The organism is Planktotalea sp., from assembly GCF_018607995.1.
Taxonomy (GTDB): domain Bacteria; phylum Pseudomonadota; class Alphaproteobacteria; order Rhodobacterales; family Rhodobacteraceae; genus Planktotalea.
This window is the reverse complement of the sequence record NZ_JABBAL010000023.1, coordinates 174,288-191,927: the sequence shown is the minus strand read 5'-3', so window position 1 is coordinate 191,927 and position 17,640 is coordinate 174,288. Positions and strand designations below refer to the sequence as shown.

General features: G+C 54.0%; 19 protein-coding genes. 4 read left to right on the top strand and 15 right to left on the bottom strand.

Annotated features, from left to right (window positions below):
- Positions 1 to 2: 2 nt before the first annotated feature.
- From QZ280_RS09430 to QZ280_RS09380, 11 genes are all read right to left on the bottom strand, one after another.
- Positions 3 to 263 carry a hypothetical protein gene (locus QZ280_RS09430; RefSeq protein ID WP_293443097.1) on the bottom strand — a complete coding sequence of 87 codons (261 nt, stop codon included), beginning with the start codon at positions 261 to 263 and terminating at the stop codon, positions 3 to 5.
- 59 nt (positions 264 to 322) lie between these two features.
- Positions 323 to 1,339 carry a hypothetical protein gene (locus QZ280_RS09425; RefSeq protein ID WP_293443095.1) on the bottom strand — a complete coding sequence of 339 codons (1,017 nt, stop codon included), beginning with the start codon at positions 1,337 to 1,339 and terminating at the stop codon, positions 323 to 325.
- A 451-nt stretch (positions 1,340 to 1,790) separates the two neighbouring features.
- On the bottom strand, positions 1,791 to 3,995 hold the full coding sequence (locus tag QZ280_RS09420; RefSeq protein WP_293443092.1) for a 3-hydroxyacyl-CoA dehydrogenase NAD-binding domain-containing protein: 2,205 nt from the start codon (positions 3,993 to 3,995) through the stop codon (positions 1,791 to 1,793).
- A 120-nt stretch (positions 3,996 to 4,115) separates the two neighbouring features.
- Positions 4,116 to 4,616 (bottom strand): hypothetical protein, encoded by a 501-nt coding sequence (locus QZ280_RS09415; protein ID WP_293443089.1) that lies wholly within the window; start codon positions 4,614 to 4,616, stop codon positions 4,116 to 4,118.
- Between the two features lie 92 nt (positions 4,617 to 4,708).
- A complete protein-coding gene (locus tag QZ280_RS09410) occupies positions 4,709 to 5,920 on the bottom strand; it encodes an acetyl-CoA C-acetyltransferase (RefSeq protein ID WP_293443086.1) in 1,212 nt (403 codons plus the stop codon).
- A 13-nt stretch (positions 5,921 to 5,933) separates the two neighbouring features.
- Positions 5,934 to 6,578: a glutathione S-transferase family protein gene (locus QZ280_RS09405; RefSeq protein ID WP_293443084.1), complete on the bottom strand. Its 645-nt coding sequence runs from the start codon at positions 6,576 to 6,578 to the stop codon at positions 5,934 to 5,936.
- Between the two features lie 278 nt (positions 6,579 to 6,856).
- Positions 6,857 to 7,996 (bottom strand): acyl-CoA dehydrogenase family protein, encoded by a 1,140-nt coding sequence (locus QZ280_RS09400; RefSeq protein ID WP_293443081.1) that lies wholly within the window; start codon positions 7,994 to 7,996, stop codon positions 6,857 to 6,859.
- A gap of 13 nt (positions 7,997 to 8,009) precedes the next feature.
- The gene (locus tag QZ280_RS09395) at positions 8,010 to 8,222 is read right to left on the bottom strand and encodes a hypothetical protein (protein WP_293443078.1); all 213 of its coding nucleotides are present in this window, start codon (positions 8,220 to 8,222) and stop codon (positions 8,010 to 8,012) included.
- A gap of 45 nt (positions 8,223 to 8,267) precedes the next feature.
- Positions 8,268 to 10,049 (bottom strand): acyl-CoA dehydrogenase C-terminal domain-containing protein, encoded by a 1,782-nt coding sequence (locus QZ280_RS09390; RefSeq protein ID WP_293443076.1) that lies wholly within the window; start codon positions 10,047 to 10,049, stop codon positions 8,268 to 8,270.
- 62 nt (positions 10,050 to 10,111) lie between these two features.
- On the bottom strand, positions 10,112 to 10,519 hold the full coding sequence (locus QZ280_RS09385; RefSeq protein WP_293443074.1) for a MerR family DNA-binding transcriptional regulator: 408 nt from the start codon (positions 10,517 to 10,519) through the stop codon (positions 10,112 to 10,114).
- 217 nt (positions 10,520 to 10,736) lie between these two features.
- Positions 10,737 to 11,105: a MerR family DNA-binding transcriptional regulator gene (locus QZ280_RS09380; protein WP_293443072.1), complete on the bottom strand. Its 369-nt coding sequence runs from the start codon at positions 11,103 to 11,105 to the stop codon at positions 10,737 to 10,739.
- 116 nt (positions 11,106 to 11,221) lie between these two features.
- On the opposite strand from QZ280_RS09380, the gene QZ280_RS09375 reads away from it, so the two are divergent.
- From QZ280_RS09375 to QZ280_RS09365, 3 genes are read left to right on the top strand one after another with little or no spacing between them, the layout of a single operon-like run.
- A complete protein-coding gene (locus tag QZ280_RS09375) occupies positions 11,222 to 11,644 on the top strand; it encodes a PaaI family thioesterase (RefSeq protein WP_293443070.1) in 423 nt (140 codons plus the stop codon).
- A gap of 1 nt (position 11,645) precedes the next feature.
- A complete protein-coding gene (locus QZ280_RS09370) occupies positions 11,646 to 12,158 on the top strand; it encodes a PaaI family thioesterase (RefSeq protein WP_293443068.1) in 513 nt (170 codons plus the stop codon).
- Positions 12,155 to 13,468: an MATE family efflux transporter gene (locus QZ280_RS09365; protein ID WP_293443065.1), complete on the top strand. Its 1,314-nt coding sequence runs from the start codon at positions 12,155 to 12,157 to the stop codon at positions 13,466 to 13,468. Before QZ280_RS09370 ends, QZ280_RS09365 begins: the two co-directional genes overlap by 4 nt.
- Here the strand turns inward: QZ280_RS09365 and arsC are convergent.
- The 4 genes from arsC to QZ280_RS09345 all read right to left on the bottom strand — a co-directional run bounded on the left by arsC (position 13,465) and on the right by QZ280_RS09345 (position 15,944).
- Positions 13,465 to 13,806 carry an arsenate reductase (glutaredoxin) gene (gene arsC, locus QZ280_RS09360; RefSeq protein WP_293443062.1) on the bottom strand — a complete coding sequence of 114 codons (342 nt, stop codon included), beginning with the start codon at positions 13,804 to 13,806 and terminating at the stop codon, positions 13,465 to 13,467. The genes QZ280_RS09365 and arsC overlap by 4 nt on opposite strands.
- The gene (locus QZ280_RS09355) at positions 13,803 to 14,861 is read right to left on the bottom strand and encodes a quinone-dependent dihydroorotate dehydrogenase (RefSeq protein ID WP_293443749.1); all 1,059 of its coding nucleotides are present in this window, start codon (positions 14,859 to 14,861) and stop codon (positions 13,803 to 13,805) included. Before QZ280_RS09355 ends, arsC begins: the two co-directional genes overlap by 4 nt.
- Before the next feature lie 3 nt (positions 14,862 to 14,864).
- A complete protein-coding gene (locus QZ280_RS09350) occupies positions 14,865 to 15,203 on the bottom strand; it encodes a DUF952 domain-containing protein (protein ID WP_293443060.1) in 339 nt (112 codons plus the stop codon).
- A gap of 87 nt (positions 15,204 to 15,290) precedes the next feature.
- A complete protein-coding gene (locus tag QZ280_RS09345) occupies positions 15,291 to 15,944 on the bottom strand; it encodes a hypothetical protein (RefSeq protein WP_293443057.1) in 654 nt (217 codons plus the stop codon).
- A 119-nt stretch (positions 15,945 to 16,063) separates the two neighbouring features.
- Between QZ280_RS09345 and QZ280_RS09340 the strand changes: the two genes are divergently transcribed.
- A complete protein-coding gene (locus QZ280_RS09340) occupies positions 16,064 to 17,623 on the top strand; it encodes a bifunctional metallophosphatase/5'-nucleotidase (protein ID WP_293443054.1) in 1,560 nt (519 codons plus the stop codon).
- The last annotated feature ends 17 nt before the right edge of the window (positions 17,624 to 17,640 follow it).

Sequence of the window (17,640 nt, the reverse complement as noted above, 5' to 3'; positions counted from 1 at the left end):
GCTCAGCGCGCGATGATCTGAATCACTTCATGGGGGTTTAGGGACAAATTGATGACCGGAGACCAATAAACGAAATTGGTCAACTGAGCGCGCGTGTTATATTCATTCAAAAAATACGCCTCACCATCAATCTGCACCGATAGCGCGTCAATGTGCCCCTCGCGGGGATCCCAGATTTGGCCGTCAGACGTTGCACGGTCATAACCAATTTGGACGCCCTCCGCCGAGTTGAAACCGGGGATGATTTCTCTGAGGTCCACCATAAAATTCTCTTGGGCGGTCGAGTTGCTGCCAAAGTAGAGCGAAACTCGCCATTGCTCTCTTAGGCTGCAATCTCCATGCCGTTCTCGACGCTTTCAATATCGAGCTTGATAAGCTCCTTGCACGGCAGAGCTTCGGACATAAGATCGAAAATCGCACCGCGTACTGTTTCAACTACTTGGCCTTGCGCGTCAGTTTTAACAACGCCGTCATCGGCAGAACCACCCAGATCGTTTGTCGTATTGTGGATAATCGGCCAGACTTGGTCACTGTCGACCCCCAGCTCGACCATGTTTTCCACCATTTCCACATGGATCGCCATACTGCGCAACCCATTACAAGTACAGTTGTCCGTTTTCAGGTTCCATTCGGTAATGTGAAAATCCAGGTCCTGGCTGAGGTGACTTTGCCAGACATCGAAGTCCACATCCAAGCACCCGATTTCGCTAGAATTGTTCTCGAAAGGGATCGGGGATTTGTTCCAGTAGTAACGCTCGACAACCCCGTCAATTTCCGCAAGTGTCGAAGGGCTGAACTGGTCAATGAATGTGTAATTGGCCGCTGTTAGACGATCAATGAAACCAGCGCTGCTGCGTGAAGAGGCGAATTCGGACTCATTATAGTTCGATGCCATTTGAACGATGATATCGGCCTCTTCGACATCTGCGGTTTCTATACCGCGAGCGAGCGCTTGCACCGCTATGTTGGCGCGCTGGCCGTATTCGGTCTCGCCCATAAAGCTCCAATATTCGTTTCCGACCTCGAAAGCTGAAATTTTGTCGCCATATTCGTACATGACCATTTCCGCCCAAGTGTCTAGATCGTGACCATAACTTGACAGGGGAGTTGTGGTCGTGATCGTAAGAATGACATCGGTATCAATGCGATCCATGAAAGACGTTAGTTCAGGGCGCAGATCACCCTCTGTTGTCAACTGGGTTATATCAAGGGCATCTAAACCGTCCACATCCCCGGGGCCCAGCTCTGCTTGGCCTGCTGGAAAGCGGATATTGTTGATTTCAAAAGCTTCCATCGCACTATTGAAAGTGTCGGTTGGTATGCCTGCATCAGTGTGCACCGAACAAATCATTCTGCACGATTAGGCCGGTCCGTACGATTTCATTATGCCCATCGGCTTCGATGGGTCTGATAGTAGCGTCAGCTTCATCAGCCTGAGGGGTTTCAATGTCTTCGTTTTAAATGCAATGTCGTAGGAACCCGAAGAGCCGATCATCAACATAAGCAAAGGTAATAATAGAAGAATTGCAATACCCATTGGAATGGTCCCGCGTCTAAGTCTTCTGAATACCTCTAATGTGGGTTGATGGGCCTGATGCTACAAGTTTTTAAAGTGCAGACCTGATATTAAAAATATGCATATTTTTGAATTTGATAGCTGAATACTGTCTAATTTCAGTGAAAATCGACCAAATCAGCCTGTGTCAGCACCAGTGCTTTCCAGGAAAACTACCTCTGAAAAGCAAATAGGGCGCACCGAAATCCGCCCTATTGTTTTGGATTTAAGTCAATCAGGCCGCTGTGGCTTTTTCGTCACCAAAGCGTCCGTAGAAGCTTTGGTTCTTCGCCGCCATTTCACGCAGCAAATCGGGGCATTTGAAACGCTGGCCAAACATTTCTTCCAGCTCGTCACAGCGCTCGGCTGCATAGGCAGACCCCAGCATATCGAGCCATGACAGCGGACCTCCGGACCAAGGCGCAAAGCCCCAACCCAAGATCGCGCCAACGTCGCCTTCGCGAATGTCCATCAACACGCCTTCTTCTAAAGCGCGCACAGCTTCCAAACACTGTGAGAACATCAAACGGTGCTGCACGTCGATCAGGCTTGGTTGCTCGTCCGACACAGGGAATTTATCACGTAGACCGCCCCAAATTCCGACGCGCTTTCCTTTTTCATCATATTCGTAATAGCCTGCGTTCGCCTTGCGGCCCATGCGGCCCTGATCGAAGAGATAGAACAACACGTCATCCGCTGCGCCTGCGTCATAGGCGTTGCCAAGCGCTTCTCTCGTGGCTTTGGCGATCTTCACACCAAGGTCAATCGAGGTCTCGTCGTTAAGCTGCAAAGGACCCACGGGGAACCCAAGCTGACGCGCGGCATTGTCGACCAACGCGGGCTCCACGCCCTCGCCAACCATGCGCACACCCTCGTTGATGTAGGGAATGATGCAGCGGTTCGCGTAGAAGAAACGCGCGTCGTTCACAACGATCGGTGTCTTGCGGATTTGGCGTACATAGTCGAGCGCTTTGGCCACCGCGCGATCGCCGGTTTCGGTGCCTTTGATGATCTCCACCAGCAACATTTTCTCCACGGGTGAAAAGAAGTGTATGCCAATGAACTGCTCAGGACGTTTGGACGCTTTCGCTAAGTCGCTGATCGGCAGGGTCGAGGTGTTGGAGGCAAAGATGCACTCCTCTGGGATCACGGCTTCGACTTTGGCTGTGATCTCGGCCTTGACCTTTGGGTCTTCAAAAACCGCTTCGATGATCAGGTCCACTCCTTTGAGTGCGTCCAAATCAGAGGTGGCTGTGATGCGGCCTAAAAGCGCCTCTTTCTTCTCGGGAGTCGCTTTTTTGCGCGCGATGCCCTTGTCCATGTAGCTCGCGGAGTAGGCTTTGCCTTTGTCAGCAGCGTCTTGGTTTTGGTCGATCAACACGACTTCTATGCCCGCTTGCGCAGAGACCAACGCGATGCCAGCCCCCATCATGCCTGCACCGAGAACACCGATCTTTTTGACGCGTTGGTCCGGCACATCTGCAGGGCGTACCGCCCCTTTGTCGAGCGCTTCTTTGTTCAGGAACAACGACCGGATCATTGCAGAAGACGACGGGTTCATCAGTATATTGGTGAACCAACGCGCCTCGATTTTAAGGGCGGTTTCGAAAGGCACAAGTGCGCCCTCATAGACTGCGGATAGCAAAGCTTTAGCTGCGGGAAACGCGCCTTGGGTCTTGCCGTTGACCATCGCAGAGGCCCCGACGAAGGTCATGAAGCCCGCAGGATGGTAGGGTGCGCCACCGGGCACTTTGTAGCCCTTCGCGTCCCATGGTTTCAAAAGGTCCGCGTCTTTGGCAGAGAGAACCCAAGCGCGCGCGTCGGCCATCGGATCAGCGCTGACTTCGTCGATCATGCCTGCAGATTTTGCTTTCGCAGGGGTAAGCAGCTTACCCTCTAGCAGGAACGGTGATGCGGCCATGGCACCCATTTTGCGCACGAAACGTGTCGTGCCACCCGCGCCGGGAAAGATGCCAACCATGATTTCTGGCAGGCCAACCTTCGCTTTAGGATTATCCGCGCAAAAGATGCGGTGCGTAGCAAGCGGCAGCTCAAGTCCGATACCAACAGCCGTCCCCGGCAGGACCGACGCAACAGGCTTCCCACCCTTGTTGGTTTTTGGATCCATGCCCGCGCGCTCGATCTTGCGCAGCAGCGTGTGGATGCTCATGATGCCTTCAAACAGACCTGCGGCAGGATTTTCACCTGCGTCCATTTTCATCTTAGCGAGCACATTCAAATCCATACCACCCGCAAAGCTGTCCGCTTTGCCAGAGGTAATGATGATGCCTTTCACCGCCTCGTCGGCGAGCGCGTCGTCAAAATGCGCCTCCAAGTCAATGAAACCCTGCTGGTTCATCACGTTCATGGATTTGCCAACGGCGTCCCACGTGATTGTTGCGATGCCGTCGGCATCTTTGATCATTGTAAAGTCGGTCATAGTTTATCTCCTGTTTGGAGGCGATTTGTTCAGGAAGAGATCATTTAGATCAGCGATCGTCATTCCAACTTCCAAATTCGCACAGTTGTCTTGTGTTGCTTTGCTTGCTCTAGGGCTGTGTCAGTCCTGCATTCGGCTCTTTATCGCATGTGTTGTTTGCAGCCCGTCCGAGACTTTCGGCGTCAGATACGGAAACTGCTGGTTACTGAGGTTGTTCGTGATCTCTACCAAGTACCAGCGACCACTTTGTTTTAGCATGCGCATGCGTGAATCGACGGCTTCTACAATTTGAATCCCTTCCTTCAACAGATAGCAGGTATGATACCCTTCGATCTGGTCGTCACTGATCCGTTGCGCACTTTTGCCGACACGCTTGATGTGATCAACGCTGTGTTTTTCAGCGAGCTCTGTCATCATCGCGAAGAACTTGTGAGTATCGTCATGCGTATTAACGATTGTATCGAGATCATCGAGGTGAACAGTATAGGGCAGCGCGTGAAGCCCACACCAAGCATCCAAGTCGCCCGCCATGTCGCATTCGCTGATGCTGTCGATGAAATCTTGGTAGATGTGAAGAGCTTCACTCTCTTTCATCCGTTGTTCCACTGCGTCCTTTTCCATCTGAACAATCGCCGGCGAGCGAGGACAAAATAAGTCTTCGTCATCGGCCCCCGCTATCGGATCGATCTTTGGGTCATTGGACGAACACATCTTTAAACACGCTCAATAATCGTTGCAGCGCCCATGCCGGATGCGATGCAAAGCGTGGCCAGGCCAACACCTTTGCCTGTGCGCTCTAGCTCGTCCAAAAGCGTGCCGATGATTATGGCACCCGTCGCACCCAGCGGGTGACCCATCGCGATGGAACCGCCGTTCACGTTGACCTTGTCGTGATCCACGTTGAACGCCTGCATGAAGCGCATGACGACGGATGCGAAGGCTTCGTTCACTTCGAACAAATCAATGTCTGAAATCGACATGCCGTTGTCGGCAAGGATCTTTTCCGTCACTGGAACAGGGCCAGTCAGCATAATGGTCGGATCTGTGCCGATCTTCGCTGTCGCGCGGATCTTTGCCCGAGGCTTCAGACCATGTTTTTCACCAAACTCTTTGTTGCCAATCAAAACGGCAGCTGCGCCATCCACGATACCAGAAGAATTACCTGCATGGTGAATGTGGTTGATCCGTTCAAGATGAGGGTATTTCATCAGCGCGATTTTGTCGAAACCGGGCATGACTTCACCCATGGCTTGGAACGCAGGGTTCAGCGAACCAAGGCTTTGCATATCCGTTTGAGGACGCATGTATTCGTCATGATCTAGGATCGGGATACCGTTCTGATCGTTGATGCCGATCACGGATTTGGCGAAACGGCCTTCGTCCCAAGCCACTTTTGCACGGCGTTGGGATTCAACAGCCAATGCGTCAGCCTCGTCACGGCTGAAGCCGTATTCCGTTGCGATAATATCCGCAGAGATACCCTGCGGGACGAAATACTGATCCATCGCAATACTTGGATCAACGGCAATCGCGGCACCGTCAGAGCCCATCGCAACGCGACCCATCATTTCAACGCCGCCTGCGATATAGGCATCACCCGCGCCACCTTTGACTTGGTTCGCGGCCAGGTTCACCGCTTCCATGCCAGACGCGCAAAAGCGATTGATCGCAAGGCCCGGGATACGTTCATCCAGATCAGAGGCGAGCACAGCAGAGCGTGCAAGACAGCCTCCTTGCTCCATCACTTGCGTGACGTTGCCCCATATCACGTCCTCAACAGCGTGACCCTCAAGGTTGTTGCGTTTTTTAACAGCATTCAGCGTTTGCGCAGACAGACGTAGGCTTGTCATTTCATGGAGTGATCCGTCTTTGCGCCCTTTACCACGCGGTGTGCGCAGCGTGTCATAGATGTAAGCTTCGGTCATAATATTGCTCTCCTTAAGCGCGATCAGCTGGGCTGCCGGGCATCAAATCATAGGGATGTTTCCAACCTGGCGTCTGCTCAATCCGTGTGAGCCAAGCATCGATATGAGGCCAGTCCGCGCGGGTGAAACCGAACGGCTCTGGATAAAATAGGTAACCGCAACAAGAGATGTCGGCGACTGTGATGGATGGGCCAACGATCCAGTCTTTATCTGCAAGGTGATCGTTTAGAACGGCGTATGCAGCTTTCAGGCGGCCTTGATTGAAGGCGATAACCTCTTTGGGGCGCTTGTCCTCTGATAGGAAGTTCATCAAGAACCGCGTAGGTCCTGCGACGGAACTGAGCTTGTGATTGTCCCACAAGACCCAACGCAACACTTCTCGTCGCGTTTCAGGGCTGTCGCCCGTCAGCTTTTGGCTTAGGTGGACAATGTAGTCTTGGATCGCGCCCGATTGGGTGATCGTGTAGTCGTGATCCGTATCGATCAATGCAGGCACCTCACCCATCGCATTGACGTTGGATTTGAAGGCGTCGGAACGTGCTTCACCCCCGAAGAAATCTACATAAACCGCCTCCCAAGGGAGGCCTGACAATTCCAAAGTAAGCGCGGCCTTGTAAGCGTTGCCACTTTCGCCGAAGCAATAGAGTTTCAATGTCATAGGGTTGGTCCTTTTTGTGAGGGCGAGCCGGGGGTTTCACATCCCCAGACCCCCGTGAAGTTTATTTCGAAAGATGAAGCGGGCTGTTTACTGGCGATTAAGGTTAACGCGTTAGTCAATGTAGCGCAGGGCAGACTGAAGAGTTGAGCCTTGTGAAAGGTGAAACCCATCGCCCTGCGCAGGTGCCGCCTAGCGAGACTGCGAGGCGGGTGATGTATCATAGTTTCATCTTTCAAAATAAACTTCCCCCGGAGGGCAGCTTTCATCCTGCGTTGCGATTATTTGAATGAGCGACTTATAAGCTCTTTCATGATTTCATTTGTGCCGCCATAGATCCGCTGGACCCGCGCATCCGTCCACATCTCCGCGACCGCATATTCTTGCATGAAGCCGTACCCACCGTGCAGTTGCAAGCATTCGTCAAGCACTTCGCCTTGCGTGTCTGTGAGCCAGTACTTTGCCATTGCCGCTTTCTCGACGGTTAGTTCGCCCTTGAGATGCTCGGAAATGCACTCATCCAAGAATGCGCGCGCAACGGTTGTTTTGGTCTGGCATTCGGCCAGTTTGAATCGCGTGTTCTGGAATTGCATGATCGGTCCGCCAAAGGCTTGGCGCTCTTTGCAATATTCAATCGTGCGCGCGACCGCACCTTCCATGGCACCCACCGCGCCACAGCCGATGATCAGGCGCTCCTGCGGAAGTTGCTGCATCATTTGATAAAAGCCTAGGTTTTCTTCGCCGCCCAAAATGTTCTCAGCAGGGATATCAACATTGTCAAAGAAAAGTTCTGACGTATCCGCCGCATGGGCACCGACCTTGTCAAGGTTTCGGCCACGTGTGAACCCTTCCGCGCCCTCTGTCTCAAGGATTACCAGTGATGTGCCCTTGGAGCCCTCGGCCGGATTGGTCTTCGCGGCCACAAGGATCAAGTTCGCGTGTTGGCCGTTGGTGATGAAGGTCTTTTGACCATTCAATTTGTAGGAATTGCCCTCCTTGATAGCGCGTGTCTTGATCGCCTGCACGTCAGAGCCGCCAGAGGGTTCCGTCATCGCCAGCGCGCCGACGAGTTCGCCGGAAATCATCTTCGGAAGCAGACGTTTTTTTTGATCTTCTGTACCGCAGGCCAAAATGTAGTGCGCGACAATGCCCGAATGAATGCCGTGCCCCCAGCTTGCTAAATTGGCGCGCGAGCCTTCCATCAAGATCACCGCCTCGTGGCCGAAATCACCACCGACGCCGCCGTATTCCTCAGGGATGGATGGACACAAAAGGCCAAGTTCGCCCGCTTCTCGCCAGGTTTCGATATCCATCTGACCTTGTTTGCGCCATTTTTCGTACTTGGGCATCCACTCGGTCGTGATGAAGCTCTCGGTCATCTCTGCGAGCATTTTGTGCTCGTTTGTCATCCATGTGCTCATGATATTCTCCCGTTTATCGTTTGCGCGCGTCTAACTCAGCGTTAAAAATCCGCAATCGATGCGGCAGGCTTTCGTCGTGCGTGACGCTTTCAAAGTTCTCAAACAGAAAAGACAGCGCTTCACCTTCATCCTGCGCCGCGTCGCTCACAAATCGTTTCAGACGGCGATAACCATCTTCGGTCATCGAGACTGGGAAATGTCGAGTAAGGCGAAACCGTTTCGGCAAAGTGCGTCCTTTGGTGAACCTGTGTGGTTTCCCACGCAGGGCTGTTTAGAATTGAGTGGCGTCCAGAGCCATAACCGTGTCCGCACCACTTTGGATGCGTGTCAAATGAAGGGCAGTGGCTGGCAATTGACGTGCCATATAATAACGACCCGTTGTGAGCTTCGTCTCGTGGAACGCCGCGTCCGAAGCACCGTTTGCTAACGCCGCGCGGGAGGCTTTGCCCATACGCGCCCACATCAGACCCAAACACACTTGGCCAAACATATGCATGAAATCGTTGGACCCCGCCAAAGCGTGGTTCGGGTTCTTCATACCGTTTTGCATGAAATACATACCAGCCGCCTGAAGGTCCTTGGAGGCCGCTTTCAAAGGTTCAATGAACTCTGCGTCATAGGTGTCATCTTCGCCTGCGTTCTCTCTGCAGAACGTTTTCACTAGATCAAAAAATGCCATCACGTGTTTGCCGCCGTCTTGCGCTAGCTTACGACCAACAAGGTCCAAAGCCTGAACCCCGTTCGCACCCTCATAGATCATCGCAATGCGTGCGTCGCGCGTATATTGCGACATGCCCCACTCTTCAATGTAGCCGTGACCGCCGTAGACCTGCTGGGCCTTTACGGTCATGTCGTAACCTTGATCGGTTAGGAAACCTTTGATCACAGGGGTCAGCAACGATACCAAACCGTCCGCGTCTTTGTTGCCAGAGCGATGCGCATCGTCGATCATCGTCGCGCCCCACAACAGGAATGCACGCGCACCTTCGGTAAAGCTTTTCTGATCCATTAAAGACCGGCGAATATCGGGATGCACGATCAGTGGATCGGCGGGGCCGCCCGGGTTTTGGGTCCCAGTCACAGCGCGTCCTTGCAAACGGTCTGTCGCATAATCTACCGCGTTTTGGTACGCGGCGTCTGCTTGCGCAAGACCCTGCATGCCCACGCCAAGACGCGCTTCGTTCATCATGGTGAACATGGCGCGCATGCCTTTGTGCTCATCGCCCAAAAGGTAACCCGTCGCTTCGTCATAGTTCATCACGCATGTGGAATTGCCGTGAATGCCCATTTTTTCTTCGATAGAGCCAACAGCAACACCGTTGCGCGCACCCAAAGAGCCATCATCTTTCACGTTGAACTTTGGCACGATGAAGAGCGACACGCCTTTGATACCCTCTGGTCCGCCTTCGATCTTGGCGAGAACCAAGTGGATGATGTTTTCGGCCATGTCATGCTCACCGGATGAGATGAAAATCTTCTGGCCGGAAATCTTGTAAGACCCATCGTCTTGTGGCGCGGCTTTCGTGCGCATCAAACCAAGGTCGGTGCCGCAATGTGGCTCCGTAAGGTTCATAGTGCCAGTCCATTCGCACGACACCATGTTGGGCAAGTATTTGTCTTTCTGTTCGTCCGTGCCGTGCGCGAGAATGGCGGAGGCCGCGCCGTGGGTAAGGCCCTGATACATCGTGAACGCTTGGTTGGACGCGGAGAACAATTCGCCCACAGCCGTGCCCATCAAGGCTGGCATGTTTTGGCCGCCGTATTGCTCTGGCATGTCCAGACCGGTCCAGCCACCTTCTTTTACTTGATCGAACGCTGCTTTAAAACCTGTCGGCGTGCGCACGACGCCGTTTTCTAACGTGCAGCCCTCTTTGTCGCCCACCGCATTCAAGGGTTGCAGCAAGTCCGTGCAAATCTTGCCCGCTTCTTCAAGAACGGCACCTGTGAAATCGGCCTCCAGCTCGTCATAACCCGGAATGCTGGTCTCTGTGGCTTTCAATACATCATGAATGATGAACTGAAGATCTTTTGTTGGGGCTGTATAACGGGGCATGGGCCACTCCCTATTCGGTCAAAGTCGATGGTTCAGTAGTTGGTCGGGTGTAGGCGGCCGAATTATTCGGCCGCTTTACGTGTTTGGTTCATGGAGCCGACGATCTTCTCGCCCCACTTGATCTGCTCGCGCAGGTCATCAATTGCGCTTTCGAGTTCGTCGCGTTGTGCCTCAAGATCGGACAAACGATCATGAGCGATCTCGAGCGTGCGGTTCATTTGTGTCTGTTGTTGATCGCCGACATGATAGAGGTCGAGCAGCTGGCGGATCTCTTCCAAGCTGAAGCCAAAACGCTTGCCACGCAGAATCAGCTTAAGCCGGGCGCGGTCGCGCTTGGTGAACAAGCGTTTCTGCCCGTCACGTTCTGGAAAGAGTAGCTCTTTCGCTTCGTAAAATCGCAATGTGCGTGGCGTCACGTCAAACGCGTCACACATTTCTCGGATCGTCATTTGTGATTCAGACGGTTGCATAATGTCTCACTCATCTTAGTCTCAGTTTGAGTACACCTGATGTCTTGGATGTTCGTTACATCGAAACCTCAGGTTTACGTAGGTAGTACGTTACGTCAAATATAAGTTTACGTAACTTACACCTAGGTAATGCTGCAACTGCAAAAATACGGGGAAGACTTGGCAAATCGCGCCACAAAGCAAGCTCAATTGGCCGTAAAGGTGTGAAGTTGGGCGCTTAAGCGATCTTTTCGACGGTCTCTTCTCGCAGAGTGCGTAGTTCTTTAATCGCGTCGCTTAGTTGCTCGGCCTGCTCTTCAAGTTCCACCAATTGATGATCCGCCATCTCTACAAAGGCGCTCATCTGCACTTTAGTGCCTTCATTTTCATAGATTTTCAGCCACTGGCGAATTTCTTCCAATTTTATGCCAAACTTGCGACCCCGCATGATCAGCGTCATGCGCGCACATTCGCGGGTGCTATAGAATCGAGAACGACCATCGCGTTCTGGCTGCAAAAGCTCGATATACTCGTAATAGCGTAAAGTACGTGGCGTCACATCAAAGCGAGCGCACATCTCTTTAAAGGTTAACCTTATCTCAGCCATATCGTCGCTCTCCTAGGCGGTAGATTAGATGCGGCTGTGTGGAAGGGCAACCGCTGCCCTTGCCCCTGTGCAAAAATGGCGCTCATAAAGGGGGTAGGCAATCAAGGAGCCGAACCATGTCAGAGCGCAAAGCGCAGATTGCTAAACAATTCATTCAGGCGATTCCCCATGCTACGGCTTTGGGGATGGAATTGACGCAGATCGGCGACGGCAAGGCTGAGATTTGCATGCCCTATGATCCGCAGCTTGTGGGCGACCCGAAGACAGGCGTTATTCATGGTGGCGCAGTGTCTGCGTTGATGGACACCTGTTGTGGCGCTGCGGTGATGAGCCATCCTGAAAGCCCTGCCGCAACGGCAACCATTGATCTGCGCATTGATTACATGCGCCCTGCGACACCTAATCAAAGCATACGTGCGCAAGCCGAATGCCATCACATCACGCGCTCTGTCGCCTTTGTGCGTGCGGTCGCGCTCGATGATGACAGTGACAATCCGGTTGCGATGGCAACTGGCACCTTCACCGTGGAGGGACGCTAGAGTGGCACGTAAACCCCCAGAACCGATGCAGTATGTAAAACAACGCCGTGACGCCGCACTGCGCGCGTTGGTTGGCGGTGTGCCTTATATCCAATTCCTCGGGATCAGTTTTGATCGGCGCGGCGATGAGCTGACTGCGCTTTTGCCGTTTGATCAAAAACTTATCGGCAATCCCTTTTTGCCTGCAATCCACGGCGGTGTCACAGCCGCCTTCCTAGAGGTCAGCGCGATTATCGAACTGAGCTGGTCGCTCTTGTGGGAAGACATTGAAAGTGGTGCGATCAGTCTCGAGGATTTGCAGGCGGGCACCTTGCCGCGTTTGCCTAAAACGATTGATTTCACGGTGGACTACATGCGCTCTGGCCTGCCGCGCGATGCCTATGCGCGCGCACGGGTTACGCGGTCTGGTCGCCGCTACGCGTCTGTTCAGGTCGAAGCGTGGCAGGATAACCATGACCGTCCTTTTGCACACGGGGCTGCACATTTCTTGATGCCGCGCCGCGAAGGCAGGTGAGCGATCCACTCTCCTTAACGCATCGCCGTGTTCTAGCGGTTGCCTTGCCTGTCGTGCTCTCAAACGCGACGGTTCCCATTTTGGGCGCGGTGGACACGGGCGTTGTCGGGCAAATGGGCGAGGCCGCACCCATTGGGGCCGTTGGCATTGGTGCGATTGCACTGACCGCAATCTATTGGATCTTCGGATTTCTGCGTATGGGCATCGCAGGCCTCACGGCACAGGCCGAAGGGGCAGGGCGCAAAGGCGAAGTCTCGGCGCTTTTGTCGCGTGCGATGATTATCGCGCTGGCCGCAGGCTTTGTGATCGTGGCGCTGCAAATGCCGTTCATTTGGTTAGCGCTCCAAACCGCCCCCGCCAGCGCAGAGGTAGAGACCCTCGCGCAAACCTACATGGGCATCCGCATTTACGGCGCGCCTGCCGCAATCGGTATTTATGGCCTGACGGGCTGGATGATTGGCCTCGAGCGCACGCGATCTGTTTTGATCGTGCAGCTTTGGATGAACGGGTTGAACATTGCGCTGGATCTGTGGTTCGTGCTCGGCCTTGGCTGGGGCGTCGAAGGCGTCGCCATTGCCACATTGATCGCAGAGTGGAGCGGGCTTTTTCTCGGTCTTTGGCTCTGTCGTGATGCGCTAAAGACCCCTGCGTGGAGGGACTGGCCACGAGTTTTTGATCGTGTGCAAATGATCCAATTCGCCCGCGTGAACCGCGATATCCTCCTGCGTTCTGTGGTGTTGCAAGGCATCTTCCTAAGCTTTGTGTTCCTTGGTGCTCGTTTCGGCGATGTCACTTTGGCGGCGAACCACGTGTTGTTGCAGTTTCTGGAAATCACCGCCTATTCGATGGACGGTTTTGCTATAGCGGCGGAAACGTTGGTCGGCCAATCCATGGGGGCGCGCAGTGTTGCAGGTGTGCGCCGCGCCGCGCTGATGACAAGCTTTTGGGGCATGATCACTGTCATATGCACGGCCGCCGGTTTCGTGCTCTTTGGTCCTGCAATCATTGATCTGATGACCACAGCGCCGAATGTGCGCGCGGAGGCACGCATCTATCTACCCTATATGATCGCCGCACCCTTGGTGGGCTGCGCTGCATGGATGCTCGATGGTATTTTCATCGGGGCCACGCGCAGTGGCGACATGCGTAATATGATGGCGCTCTCTGCTGTGATCTACATCGTGGCCCTTTTGGTACTGATGCCGCTGGTCGGCAATCACGGGCTATGGCTCGCGCTGCTCATTTCCTTTATCGCGCGCGGCATCACCTTGGGTTGGAAATACCCCGCCTTGGAGCGCGTAGCGGCTTAAAGCAATGTCAGAACATCTTCCGGCGGTCTGCCAATAACCGCTTCGCCACCCTTCACCGCGATAGGGCGTTCGATCAGGATCGGATGGGCCAACATCGCGGTGCGCAGATCTGCATCTTGGCTGTCCTTGCTCAAACCTGTCTCTTTGAACGCCTTTTCGCCCCTGCGCATCATGTCGATGGCTTTGAGCCCCAAGGCTGTTTGTAGGGCCTCGATCTCTGTAAGATCAGGGGCGTCTTTGAGATAAAGGCGCAGCGCAATCTCTACGCCCGTCTTCTCTAGCAGCGCCAAAGCCTGCCGTGATTTGCTGCAGCGTGGATTGTGCCACAGGGTGATCATAGCCAGTCGGCTCTCTTGCTGCCAACAGCATCCGCGACATTATCATGGCCATCTGCTTGCAATAATTTTTCAAGCCCGTGCACGATGTCCGCCGCCAAACCCAAGCCACCATAAACAAGTGCGGTATATAGCTGCACCGCAGAGGCACCCGCGCAAATTTTGGCATATGCTTGCTCCGAAGTGCTGACGCCACCAACGCCGATCAAAGGGAGTTTGCCGTCAGTCTGTACGGAGAGTTTGGCGAGAACCCGCGTTGATTTTTCAAACAGGGGTGCGCCGGAGAGGCCTCCCATTTCGCCCTTGTGTTGGCTGTGCAAACCGTCGCGATCAAGCGTCGTGTTGGTGGTGATCACACCCTGCACACCCGTCGACAGCGCAACTTGGGCAATCTCTGCGATCTCGCCGTCGGTCAAATCCGGTGCGATCTTTAGGAAGACGGGGATGGGTGTCGCAATCGCAGCGCGGGCGTCCATCACGCCAGATAAAAGCGCACTGAGCGCTGCCGCCCCTTGCAAGTCACGCAGCTTTTCGGTGTTGGGTGAGCTGACATTCACGGTCGCAAAGTCCACGTGCGCGCCGCAATGGGCAAGCACCTTAGCAAAGTCCGCCGCACGGTCATCGCTGTCTTTGTTCGCGCCCAAGTTCAAGCCCAGCACCATGTCACGCGGGCGTTTTGCCAGACGCGCACCGATGCGTTCCATCCCTTGATTGTTAAACCCGAAGCGATTGATCGCGGCCTTGTCCTCGGTCAAACGAAACAGGCGCGGCTTGGCATTTCCGTCCTGCGGACGCGGTGTTGCGGCCCCCACCTCGATAAAGCCGAAACCGGATGTACTGAGACCTTTCAAGCTTTCGGCGTTTTTATCAAAGCCAGCGGCCAACCCGATGGGATTTGGCAGCGCAAGCCCCGCAAGATTACAGGCCAGACGGGGCGAGGTGATCGCACCAGGGGCCGTCGCCAAGCCATATTGCAACGCTTTCAAAGCCAAGCCATGTGCGACTTCTGGATCAATCTTGCGCAGCGCTTTCAGACCGATCTGTTCCGCAAGCCGCAACATTTATTCCAGCCCTGCTGGAAAATGATGCGTGCCATCAACCAAAGGCAAAGGCTGTGCCCATTCAACATCTTCTATGCGCAACTCGCGGTACAAATGCGGAAACTCTGTCCCCCCCCGCGAGACTTCCCATTTAAGCGCGGCGCCCATCGTCTCCGCATCACAGCCAAGCAGGAATAAACCATCCACACCCGAGAAATGCTTGTCTGCGGTTTCCTGCGCCTGTTTGGCTGTCGAGAAATGCACATAGCCATCCGAGATGTCGATTGGAGCACCTTTGGTGGATTTGTCTTGGCGAAGCTGCGCCCACTCATCGGCGCGAAAGATTTTGTATATTTTCATGGGGGCCGTGATGATCCAAGCCGGCGATAGCGTCAAGGCCAGTCACGGCCCACTTGCCTGTGCAAAGCTGCTTCAAAATCACCGGTTTCAATAGCGTCGATCTATGATCGTGCGCAAACCTACATCGCCAATCTCAGCGTGCAAGGCCGCCACCAATGTCTTGGCTGCGCCATAGGTCTCTTGCCAATCCCGTGTTTGATGCAAACGACCCCACGCTCGAAAACTCTTCGCTTGTTTGATCCAAGTCGCCTGTCGTGGCGCGAAAGATTGCACACGTGAATCGCGAGCCAAATGCGTGGCCAGTCCTTCGTTAAACCAAGCTGGAATACGCTGGTGAAAAACATCTTGGACACCCATTCGGCTGTGAAGATGGATATGGGCAAACTCATGGGTAAGGATCATTTCGTTCAAGCCTTTCGGACCGAGAAAAACGAGATGCCGCCCAAGGGTAAGACCACGCAGCTTCAGATCGAACCTGTTTGCGCACTCTTGCGATGTACATATGATGATCCGAGGGGCCTTTGCTCCACCAAAAAACCCCTGAGCGCGTGCTTGCGCGGTGTCAAGGAGCGCTTCAAATTCAGCGTGTCTTTCGGGGGCGTCGGTATAAATCCCGTTCTCGATTAAGAAGAGGCCGAAAAATTCGGGGGTCAGCGCGCGGTGGTGTCCCGGTAGGGCAGCATAGGCCCACGTTACAGCGAAGGTTAGGACAACAAAGACAATGCGAATCCATCTGAACATCTATTGGAGCTAGGCGCATAAATTTCTTGTTTCAAGCTTTGCGCCACGTCGGCCTTTGACAGAATGCCAGCGACAGGCCAACATTCGACTCAGGGTTCAAGATAAAAGGAAATTCAAACATGCTCACACGTTTATTGGCAGGGGCGGCCAGCCTCGCACTAACAGCAGGTATTGCCTCCGCTGATTATTCACTGACGATTTTACACACAAACGATTTCCATGCGCGCTTTGAGCCGATTAGCAAATATGACAGCGGATGCGGCGCGGAAGACAACGCAGAAGGCAAGTGTTTTGGCGGCTCCGCGCGATTGGTGACTGCCGTTGCAGAGGCCCGCGCACGCACAAACAATTCGATCCTCGTGGATGGCGGTGATCAGTTCCAAGGCACGCTGTTTTACACCTATTACAAGGGTAAACTCGCGGCTGAGATGATGAACAAGCTTGGCTATGACGCGATGACGGTGGGCAACCATGAATTTGACGATGGCCCCGAAGTTCTGCGCGGCTTCATGGATGCGGTCGATTTCCCTGTCCTGATGTCCAACGCGGATGTGAGCGGGGAAGAACTGCTCGCAGGCAAGCTCGCCAAGTCCACAGTGATTGAACGCGGTGGTCAAAAGCTGGGCCTGATCGGCCTGACACCTCAGGACACAGACGAATTGGCAAGCCCCGGTCCCAACATCATTTTCACAGAACCTGTGAATGCGGTTCAAGGCGAGGTTGATAAGCTGACAGACATGGGTGTGAACAAGATCATCGTTCTGTCGCACTCTGGCTATGTGGTCGATCAGGCTGTTGCTGCTGGGACGACTGGCGTTGATGTGATCGTCGGCGGTCACTCTAACACCTTGCTCTCCAATACGAACGAGCGCGCGGAAGGAGCCTATCCGACTGTAGTCGGCGCAACGGCGATTGTGCAGGCCTATGCCTATGGCAAATTTCTGGGCGAGCTGTACGTCACCTTCAATGATGCGGGCGAGATCACCGAAGCTGTGGGTGAGCCAATAATCGTTGACGGCGCAATCAATGAAGATGTGGCGACAAAAGCACGGATCGCCGAAGCGGCAGCCCCATTGGAAGAGATCCGCAACAAAGTAGTCGCTAATGCGGCGGATGCAATTGAAGGGGATCGCGCGATTTGCCGTGTGCAGGAATGTGCGATGGGCAACCTTGTCGCGGATGCAATGCTGGATCGGGTGAAAGACCAAGGCGTTGAAATCGCGATTGCGAACTCTGGTGGGATCCGTGCCTCCATCGACGCGGGCGAGGTGACGATGGGTGAAGTCCTGACTGTCCTGCCATTCCAAAATACTCTCTCCACCTTCCGTATTTCCGGTGCAACCTTTGTGGCTGCGCTTGAAAACGGGGTGAGCCAAGTGGAGGAAGTCAAAGGTCGTTTCCCGCAAGTTGCAGGTGTTAGCTTCACGTTCGATGCCAGTGCAGAGGTTGGCAGCCGCATCTCAAACGTCATGGTAGGTGGTGCTGCGGTTGATCTCGCCAAGATGTATGGCGCGGTGTCCAACAATTATGTGCGCAATGGCGGCGACGGCTATAAGATGTTCCGCGACGCTGAGAATGCATACGACTACGGCCCTGACCTTGCGGATGTGACGGCTGAATATCTTGCGGCGCAAGGCCCCTACACACCCTACACGGATGGGCGCATCTCAATGAAGTAAACTGAATAGGGCGCGGT